Origin of the sequence: Jeotgalibaca caeni (assembly GCF_028863945.1) — a bacterium.
Classification (GTDB): Bacteria; Bacillota; Bacilli; order Lactobacillales; family Aerococcaceae; genus Jeotgalibaca; species Jeotgalibaca caeni.
Genome location: NZ_JARBEA010000122.1, coordinates 1 through 1,620 on the forward strand (window position 1 = coordinate 1; position 1,620 = coordinate 1,620).

A 1,620-nucleotide genomic window follows, 5' to 3' on the forward strand; every position below is an offset into this window, starting at 1 on the left:
AAAATGACCCGACCCCCAAAAGTTAGACCTAAAAAATCTAATTTTTGGGGGTATTTTTATGGTCAAATATAGTTTTGAATTTAAGTTAAAAATTGTTCATGAATACTTGAGTGGAAGTAGAGGATATTCCTTTATAAGCAAGAAATATGGAATTCCTAGCGCTACTATGCCCAGGGACTGGGTCATTAATTACCAGGCCTTCGGTGAAGAAGGCCTGCAGAGAATCAAGAAAAAGAAGGATTATTCTGTTCAATTTAAACAAGATGCGATAGAGTTGTACCTATCAAAGCGGATTTCCTATCGGAATTTAGCCACGGAATTGGGAATGACGAATCCAAACCTGATTGTGAGTTGGATGACCACCTTCCGGGCCGAAGGCCTTCAAGGACTTGCCGGAGCGAAGGGATGGCCATCTGAAATGAAGAATAATAAAAAGAAAAATGGAGCCAAGAAAGCTTTCCAGTCACCAATAGAAAGCAACCATTCGAAGCGAATCCAAGAACTTGAAACCCAAATCCTATCCTTACAAATCCAAAATGCCTTTTTAAAAGAATTGCGGAGTCTGCAGACCCAGGAAAACCAAGAACCAACGAACAAACTGCCCGAATCGTCCACAGACTCCGCCGAAAATTCCAATTGAAAGATATCCTGGCTGCCATCCGTTTCCCCAAATCAACCTATATGTACTGGCAGAAACGGTTGGATCGTGAAGACCCAGATGTGGAAGTCAAGGAAGTGATGTTGGCGATTCGAAAAAAACATGCGAACTATGGTCATATTCCTATGAAAAAAGAATTGATGAAGTGTGGCCTGGTTGTGAACAAGAAGAAGGTTCAACGTCTTATCCGGGAACTGGATATTCGTGTCGTTGCCTTCACGCGAAAGTCACGTAGGTACAGCTCCTATAAAGGTACGGTAGGAAGAGTGGCACAAAATCGGATTAACCGTAGGTTTTCCTCCACCATTCCATATCAAAAAATCACGACAGACACAACTGAGTTTAAGTATTACGAAGCAGACACAACCGGCAAGCTTCAGATGAAGAAAGTATACCTTGATCCGTTTCTAGACTTGTTTAACCGTGAAATTATCAGCTATAGCATTTCCACACAACCCAATGGGGAGACCATCATGGAAGCTTTGGAAAAAGCAATTGAGGTCACGAAAGGTTGCCAGTTTAGGCGGACCTTCCATTCTGACCAAGGCTGGGCGTACCAAATGAAGGCCTATAGTGCCAAAATTAAAGAACACAAAATTTTTCAGAGTATGTCCCGGAGAGGGAATTGCCTGGATAATTCCCCAATGGAGAACTTCTTTGGCATCTTGAAACAAGAGATGTATTATGGAAAGATATACCGGAGCTTTAGGGAACTGGAGCGAGCTATTACTGCCTACATCCATTACTACAATCATGAGCGGATGAAAGAGAAACTGGGATGGGTGAGTCCAATAGAATACCGGCTAAATCACATGGCATCAGAACTGGTTACTTAGGCCCCTCCGTCCATCCGAAGGATTCTTGAATCAATAACCTGTAAACGAAGAGAAAAATAAATAACGAATAAAAAGGAGAGAATTTCTTCTCTCCTACAAGTCCAACTTTTGGGGGTCAGTACAAAA

Annotated in this window: 1 pseudogene; it reads left to right on the forward strand. The window is 42.0% G+C overall.

Annotated features, from left to right (window positions below):
* Positions 1–58: 58 nt before the first annotated feature.
* A pseudogene (locus PVE40_RS12690) lies at positions 59–1,494 on the forward strand (IS3 family transposase).
* The last annotated feature ends 126 nt before the right edge of the window (positions 1,495–1,620 follow it).